We start from the raw sequence: 8,172 nt of genomic DNA on the forward strand, positions 1-8,172 counted from the left end.
AGTATCACTCCATGGCCACGCTGATATCGAAGCCGTGCTCCTTTAACAGCGCATGGCGCTTAGCCTGATCCAAATCGTACGCCACCATCTCCGCACACATTTCTTCGACCGTGATTTCAGGCTCCCAGCCCAGCTTCTCTTTCGCCTTCGACGGATCCCCCAGCAGAGTTTCAACTTCAGCGGGACGGAAGTAACGCGGGTCCACCTTAACGATTACATCACCCACACTGACCGCAGGGGCTTTATCACCCTCTACAGAGACTACCGTGGCCACTTCGCCCTCTCCCTTGCCAGTAAATGCGAGTTGGATGCCAAGCTCAGCGGCACTGAGACGTATGAACTCACGTACGGAAATCTGCTTGCCGGTGGCGATCACGAAATCTTCCGGTTGATCCTGCTGCAGCATCATCCACTGCATACGCACGTAATCCTTGGCATGACCCCAGTCGCGCAGCGCATCCATATTGCCCATAAACAGGCACTTCTCCAGCCCTTGGGCAATATTGGCCAGACCACGGGTAATCTTGCGGGTCACAAAAGTCTCGCCACGGCGGGGAGATTCATGGTTAAACAGAATGCCGTTACAGGCATACATACCGTAGGATTCACGATAATTTACCGTGATCCAATAGGCATACATTTTGGCTACGGCATAGGGAGAGCGGGGATGGAAAGGCGTAGTTTCCTTTTGTGGGATTTCCTGCACCAAACCATAAAGCTCAGAAGTAGAAGCCTGGTAAAAACGGGTCTTCTTTTCCAACCCCAGAAAGCGGATCGCCTCCAACAGACGAAGAGTACCCATTCCATCAACATCAGCCGTGTACTCGGGTGACTCAAAGGACACGGCAACGTGGCTCTGGGCACCGAGGTTGTACACTTCATCAGGCTGAACCTCCCGCAGAATGCGCGTGAGATTGGAAGTGTCAGTCAGATCACCATAATGCAACTTAAGGCGTGGATTTGCCTCATGAGGATCCTGATAGATGTGATCTATTCTGTCGGTGTTAAATGAAGAAGATCGACGTTTAATGCCGTGAACTTCGTAGCCTTTCTCAAGCAAAAATTCAGCGAGGTAGGAACCATCCTGCCCTGTGATACCTGTAATTAACGCGACCTTACCATTTAAAGAATTATTAGGTTTCATATACATCATCCCGTACTTTATTCTCTTGTGTCAGACGTTTGAGGTCAGATACAAATCGGTTAATAATTTGCTCTTTGTTGAGGTAATCCAAAGCATACTGACGCGCTACCATATTCGGCTTAGTGGTATCTTTCGCCAGACACCTCTCCAAACCCGCAACAAAAGCTTCTGTATTCTCTGGTTCAACCAGTTCATAAATACCAGAATACTTGCCATGAAGCTTACCGAGTTCTGTGGTAGGGTCAGCGGTAACCAAGGCGTGCCCACCAGCCGAAAGTATATTGGTGAGCTTTGAAGGTAGTACAGCGTCTGCCGCGCCACGTTTCTGCACTACAAGGTGTACATCTGCAGCAGCCAGCATTTCTGGCACCCTCTCCCACGGTAGCAGCTCGCGAAAGCACACGTTACTCAGCTTCCGGTCAAGCACAGCCTTCTTAAGCCGCTCCAGATATGCACCAGCACCGACTATAGCGAACCTAACACCTTTGCGAGTCAGGAATATCTCGGCTGCATCAAGCACAATCTCCAAGCCCTGCTTGGCACCAATATTACCAGAGTAAAGGATGACCTTATCGTCTAACGGAATTCCCCACTCGTCACGTAGAGCCTTACCAGATACAGAAGGGTTCACGAAATCTGTATCGCTCCAATTTGGAAAAAACGTAAGCCTTCCTTGCGGCACCCCCTTTCGCTCAGCATTTGCTAGCATGCTATGGGAAATAGTTGACACCATATCGAAGCGCCGCATCAACCATGACTCCACTCGCCGAACAAATTTCCGCAAAGACCCATCTTTCGAGCCCATCCCCAAGCCAAACATTGCATCAACTTCAAAGTCTTGGATATGCAAAACCGACTTGGCCCCTGTCAGCCTGCTATATATTAAAGCTGCTGGCGCACAGAAAAGAGTTGGCTGCACCAAAAAAATAATGTCTGGCCGCTTTCCTACCAAGGTCAATAAACGCAATCCAGAGCTAATTGCGAAACTAACTAAATGAACCAGCCGGCTGAACGTAGTAACCTTTCGCGGTACATATAGAGGGCATCGATAGATCATGACCTCATCAATTGAATTTTTTCCCCAAAAATTACTAAATCCCTGCTTGATTTTCCACTCCGGGTAATAGGGTGGAGCCGTAACGACATCCACATCTACATCACGAAATTTCACGCCAGATACTAATTCACCATTATATTTCCCTATGCCCGTAAGCTCTGGCGTAAAATTCAGACCATATAGCAATATTTTCACAAAGAAACCCTTTTCTTAATCGGCTGAGCAGGGTTTCCTATACATATCATGCCTGCTGGCATGTCTTTGAAAACGGAGCTCCTTGCTCCGACAACTGCACCACACCCAATTGTGACCCCCGGAGCGATAAAAACATCAGTTGCAACCCATGCACACTCAGATACCTTTATAGGTTTCGATGTGAGCTTGAAAGCCATATCTTCATAATCGTGGGTAGCCGTACAAAGATATGATCGCTGAGATATAACCGCATTCTCTAAAACAGAAATTTTAGACCAATTATATAAATCAACATCATCCCCAATCCAAACATTGTCACCCAACTCCAAACGCCAAGGGTAAGTCACCCTTGCACTAGGACGCACAATCACCCCCTTGCCAACTTTTGCACCAAAAGCCCGAAGCAAAAACCTTCGCCAACCATACATAAATCTTGGCGAACAACCAAACAAAGTAGACTGAACTAGCCACCAAATCTGAGTGTAAATAGCGGATTTACCTCGCTGATTCGGATACAATTTGAATTCAGACAGGTCCTGATACAAATTTTTCACCCATGAGATTGATTAATGCTTTTAGGTTGCCCGCCGCCTGACTTCGCATAGCATTAAACAGACCCCTACGATATTCTCTAGCATCACAAGTTAAAACATCACCATCAATAATATTATATATTTCCAAAACAACTTCACTTACAGTATCACTACAGTCTTCGACGACAAAGCCATGTAGAGATTTTATTACTGGTGCCATACATCCTCGCTCAGTCCCTATCAGAAATACCCCGTGCTCAGCAGCCTCGTAAAGAACTAATGGCTCAGCCTCGTTTTTATATTTTGATAGAAAAACGAAAATATCCAAACTCCGAAAAAATTCTACTTTAGCATCCCCGTAAACGGGGCCTATATATTCTACTTGCCGCATTTCCAAGCAGGCAGCTTCAATCAGTGAGCTAGAACCAGCATCTGAAATCGGCCCGGCAATGACCCCCTTGAAAGATATACCAGCATCAGACAAAGCCCGGCATACAGAAATAAAATCATCAACTCCCTTTTCAACACTGAGATTAGCCAAGTGACCCAGCACTAAACTTTTACCGGCCCAATGCTCAAAACTATTAGCATTATCGAAAAATGCCAAATTCGATACAATGATTATGTTCGCTGGATTTAGGCTATATCGGGTACAAAGATCGGCTTTCATTTTCTCACCTAAGACAACGTGAGTGACTCGCCCACCAGCCGCCACCAACAAAAGCCTGAACAATCTACTATATGAATTCAGATAATTAAATGAGTGGTGATGAATAAATATATTCGACTTTAAAATGCGACAGGTGAAGAGATATATCACATCGTAAATTTGCCCATAACCGCCATTTATAGGCCGGTAAACAGCCTGCCCTCTCTGACATAAAAGTTTAAATATCAGATGAAACTCCACATGGACTGCGTGAAGAGCCTTAATCATATTGTACCAAATCCTCCCAAAACAACGGGAGATTTTTGGTGGTGTTGTAGTTAATACATCTGGAGTCAAATTTTCGCGCCTTAATGCATTAAGCATTTCATTATTGATCTTCGACATCCCGTGAATCGGCGGTGGCAAATCAAGCAAAAGAATCATATCTTTTTAATACATCTTCGTCATCATTATTAATTTAGTTAAGGCTTCGAAGGCCATGCACTCAGTCAAAGAGCTCTCTAATTAAGCCCTGATAGTTCTGCACGCTGTATTTTTCGGAAGCATCAAAAGCAGCACTTGAGTGTACTTCTAGCAACTTTCTATCATCAGAATAACGCTCAATAAAGTATGCAATCCCCTCAGCAGTGACTTCATCGAGAACAAAGCCGTTTTCATTATGCGAAACAATTTCGGCACAGAATGAAGAAGATATCACTGGAACACCTCTAGACATTGACTCGACCTGAACCATACCAAACCCATCCGATAAGGTAGGAAATATCATCACATCCGTATTATCGAAAAGTGCTGGGACCTCACTTGAAGCTACAGTTCCAAGATATGTCACGCCAGAATAACATCGTAATTTTTCAGTAGAAATATATAGCTCTCCAGCCATCTTCATCTCGATTTCTACACCCTTCTGTTTCAAAATCTGGAAAGCTTCTAAAGCGTAGTGCACTCCTTTTCTCAAACATAAAGCCCCAAAAAAAAGAACTCTTAGCGGTCGCCTTATATTGATATTTTGTTTTTTCATTCGCTGTACACTAGAAGCTATTGGGACAACCTTGATTGATTGTTTGCTCCCCCAAAACTCCAATGACTTTTTCGAGTACTGCGAATTAACTATAACCTCATCGGCCAGCTCTAATTCTCGCCAAACACGATCTTCAAAATCATAACTCCAGGGCGGATCATCTTGACCTATCTCCCAGCCAGGATACATATCCCGCTCATTTTTTATTCGCTCCCACTCTAATAGACCTGGATCGACCTGATCTAATATAGCTTTACCACCTAAATCCTTTACACGAAGAAATGACTCAAGTGCAGCCCCTGTAAAAGCAATTAAATTTTTTTCCCCATTAATACTCGCACCAACTTTTTTTGCAAAAATGGCACCATAATGAGCCAAAAGATCTTGCCTTTCTTTAAGTGATTTAGCACGGCGTACTCTGCGCCGAAACTCCAAGCCAAGTAGAAATTGTTGATCTACATACTGAAATGGGAGTTCTGGATTATTCCGCTGTAAAAGTGCTTTAAAAGATGAAGGAAGGCTGACATTCTTAGATATATGAGAAATTATTTGTGGTACATATATATCCGTATGGAATGAATCTAACATTCCAGACTTGTACAGTGCCACTGGAATTCCATATCTCTCTCTCGACCCCAAGCATGAAACTATGTAACGATTCATAAAAATTCACAGATAGCCAAATTTTTCTAGCAGGGTGATACAGCTCGTGTCAATCTGCTTAGATGTGAGAATACTACGTTTCAAGTGCTCAACACCGACGTTTTCACCTTCTTCTTTAATGAATCTGAAGTTATTGTCATTATGAGGGTCTCCATTTATCTCAAGCGAACTTTTCATCGATTTTCGAGATGAATTTTCTATAGCTTCATTGACAATCCTATCAGGTACAAAAATTCCCAAACTTTGATAAACTTTAGTTATTACAGTTAGCGGATCCACTTTTAAATCTTCATAGCGCACCACTATCGTTTCTGCACTATCCCAGCTTTCCATAAATGCAGCCCAAGCAGGGATTCCATAGCGCCAATGATAAATAAAACTATCAAGCCTAGGAACTTTCTTTTCTCTTGCATTTCGCAGATATTCATAATAACTTGGAACTGCAAAAAATGGATTCCTTACAACCACAACAGCTTTTCTATTTTTAAAAAATCTAGTTCTTGGGAAATGGGTTTTTAAAAATATAGGAAGGCCAATAACTTGTCTCGCGCCTGCTAGATTTCTATTGCCTCTAATCACAGGTGAATAATGCTCTATTGTTCGAAAATTGACCGGAGGATTTCCCTCTGTTAATGCTGCAATATTTGAAACAATGAACCTAAACCAACTATTGCCTGATTTTGGGAATGAAGCAAGTAGAACCCCTGAATCCGGCCACTGACTAGGGGCCTCGAACCAGCATCTCATATGCCGCTCAAAATCATAAAAAAATCTTTTTCGCATGCTATTTTTTTCTCTCTAAAACAAAAGACTTCGAAATAGACTGAAGCCTGACAAAAACTAAATAAGGTACAACCACGAACAAAAAGACTTTAAATATCTGAGGGATTGAGCCTCTAGAATAGTAGAAGAAACCCATAAATACGCTGATTAAGCCTACACCAATCAATGTTTGCTTTATGTTAACTGACCAGTTACACACAAACCTTAATAAGGTTACTGATAAGAGAGAATAAATTAAACACCCGCTTATAAGACCCACCCACCCAAACATTGCATAATATTCACCAAAAAATGGGGTAGTCGTTCCCGATAAGACCCCCTCCTCACTATTTGATATACCGTAGGCAATATCTTTCAAATATACATAAAGCTCTTTCTCAGGGTATATAAATCTAGGGATAAGCTGCAAAACAGAATCACTTAGCGGCTCCATGTAAATATGCGGCCATTCTTTCCCATAATGTGTTAACACTGAAGCCAAGCCAAATACACTATTTGTCTCAGCAAAAAAACCGTATAATAAATCCTCAACACCTGCAGCAAGTATCGCATCAAAGTCTAGACCAGAAAATTTTGATCTAGCGATCGTCATAAATGAGAAAAACACTACTGCAATTAGGCAAGATACAGCCAAGCCAGCCCTCGTGGCAAACTGCCTTCTACGGGGAAAAAAATAGAAAGCGAGAAGAAGAGGCCCGATATATAGTGCGATTTTATACCTGAGACCGGTAAAACTCGAGTACAATAAAAAAATTATGGAGAAGAAGATCAACAATTTAACCCTCCTACAGTTCATACTAACTAAAAAAATTAGCGCCGGTATTATCAGGTCAGAGAATTGATAGAAGATCAACAAAAACGAATCATCAATTAGCAATAAACCGTGCTCTGTTAATTTTCTTCCAACCAAAAAGACATAAGCAGCCGACAAGCTGCCCAAGAACAAAAGCGCCCAAGCAATCGTCCAAACATTAACGTCATACCCCCTCCCCCCCCCCTCAGGATGAAAATCCCCCACCCTTCTACTGAATATTAGAACCATCCACGAGACGAAAACATTCACAAATAAATATATTAAAGAAATATTTTTAATTTCATCGCGCCAATACGAGCCGAGAAAGATACCTCCCCTGAATTCCAGCCAATACCAGGGACCGAGAACACCGTAATATAAGCTTGAGGCAAAAAATACAGTCAAAAATATTTTGATTGGAATCAATCTTGTTGACATACTTACCAACAAATAATTAACGCTCATCAGAATGAAACTTAAAAAAAGAATCATTTCGACTCCAAAATCTTAAAATACCTGCTCACGCAGAAAGCTGTAGCTTTAGAGTTATTCGGAAAAATCATTTACATACACACTTTAATGAAGATAAACTTACCCATAATATACGGATAGATCTGAACTTCTAAAATTTTTGTAAAGCAACCTAAGCTGTTCAAAGCTTAAGCGAATTTTGGGCGCTCTCTTTCTCTCGGCATGCGTCATTACTGTCAACTGCCCCCCCAAGAGCGACCAAAATTTTTCATCATCCGTGCTTTAACAAATAATATATTGAACTCCAAGGAAGCTCTGAACAACTCATAAATTTCCACGCAGCTCTCCGAAGCCTCTATTTATTGGCTTCTGGGGTGGAAACCCCCTGTGTATTCCTCTGTTTTCCGTCCGGAATTTGCTTTTCAGCAAACTCCAGACGGAGTTATCCCGTTATGTCGTCCTATATGAATCTGCCCGCAGCAGATTGGTAAAGCCTGCTAGCAGATACAGTCGATTCGTATTCTTCGCCAAACCGCGATAGCGAACCTTGTTATACCCGAACTGGCGCTTTATCCGATAGAAACAGTGCTCTACTTTCGCCCTGATACTGGCCTTTATTTTTTCTACTTCTGACAAGGGGTCCGAGTTTGACAGCTGTGACCGCTTTCCTGGCCGCATTGCTATATACCAGTCCACATCTCGCTCTGTATGCTCAGGACGCTTTTCAACACCCTGATAACCCGCGTCACCCCAGACTCGATCTTCGTCACCGTGCAGCAATTGATCGACTTGGGTAATGTCATGCACATTGCCCGGCGTTGTCGTCAGGCTGTGTATCAACCCCA

At 42.8% G+C, this 8,172-nt stretch carries 8 protein-coding genes; all 8 read right to left on the reverse strand.

Annotation, left to right across the window (positions count from 1 at the left end; translation table 11 throughout):
* Positions 1–4: 4 nt before the first annotated feature.
* A complete protein-coding gene (gene gmd / locus ABEA58_RS07965; RefSeq protein ID WP_345550394.1) occupies positions 5–1,144 on the reverse strand; it encodes a GDP-mannose 4,6-dehydratase in 1,140 nt (379 codons plus the stop codon).
* The gene (locus ABEA58_RS07970) at positions 1,134–2,396 is read right to left on the reverse strand and encodes a WcaI family glycosyltransferase (RefSeq protein WP_345550397.1); all 1,263 of its coding nucleotides are present in this window, start codon (positions 2,394–2,396) and stop codon (positions 1,134–1,136) included. Before ABEA58_RS07970 ends, gmd begins: the two co-directional genes overlap by 11 nt.
* Entirely contained in the window at positions 2,393–2,941 is a 549-nt protein-coding gene (locus ABEA58_RS07975) for a putative colanic acid biosynthesis acetyltransferase (protein ID WP_345550398.1), read from the reverse strand. The genes ABEA58_RS07970 and ABEA58_RS07975 overlap by 4 nt, the downstream gene beginning before the upstream one ends.
* Entirely contained in the window at positions 2,922–3,983 is a 1,062-nt protein-coding gene (locus ABEA58_RS07980) for a glycosyltransferase (RefSeq protein WP_345550400.1), read from the reverse strand. The genes ABEA58_RS07975 and ABEA58_RS07980 overlap by 20 nt, the downstream gene beginning before the upstream one ends.
* 100 nt (positions 3,984–4,083) lie before the next feature.
* Complete coding sequence (locus tag ABEA58_RS07985) at positions 4,084–5,226, reverse strand: glycosyltransferase family 4 protein (protein ID WP_345550402.1); 1,143 nt, start codon at positions 5,224–5,226, stop codon at positions 4,084–4,086.
* 60 nt (positions 5,227–5,286) lie between these two features.
* On the reverse strand, positions 5,287–6,063 hold the full coding sequence (locus tag ABEA58_RS07990) for a sulfotransferase domain-containing protein (protein WP_345550404.1): 777 nt from the start codon (positions 6,061–6,063) through the stop codon (positions 5,287–5,289).
* 1 nt (position 6,064) lies between these two features.
* Entirely contained in the window at positions 6,065–7,321 is a 1,257-nt protein-coding gene (locus tag ABEA58_RS07995; protein ID WP_345550406.1) for a hypothetical protein, read from the reverse strand.
* Positions 7,322–7,777: 456 nt separating this feature from the next.
* The coding region (locus tag ABEA58_RS08000) for a transposase (protein ID WP_345550407.1) at positions 7,778–8,172 on the reverse strand (395 nt) is incomplete at its 5' end.

Origin of the sequence: Microbulbifer aestuariivivens (genome assembly GCF_039545115.1) — a bacterium.
GTDB classification, from domain to species: Bacteria; Pseudomonadota; Gammaproteobacteria; order Pseudomonadales; family Cellvibrionaceae; genus Microbulbifer; species Microbulbifer aestuariivivens.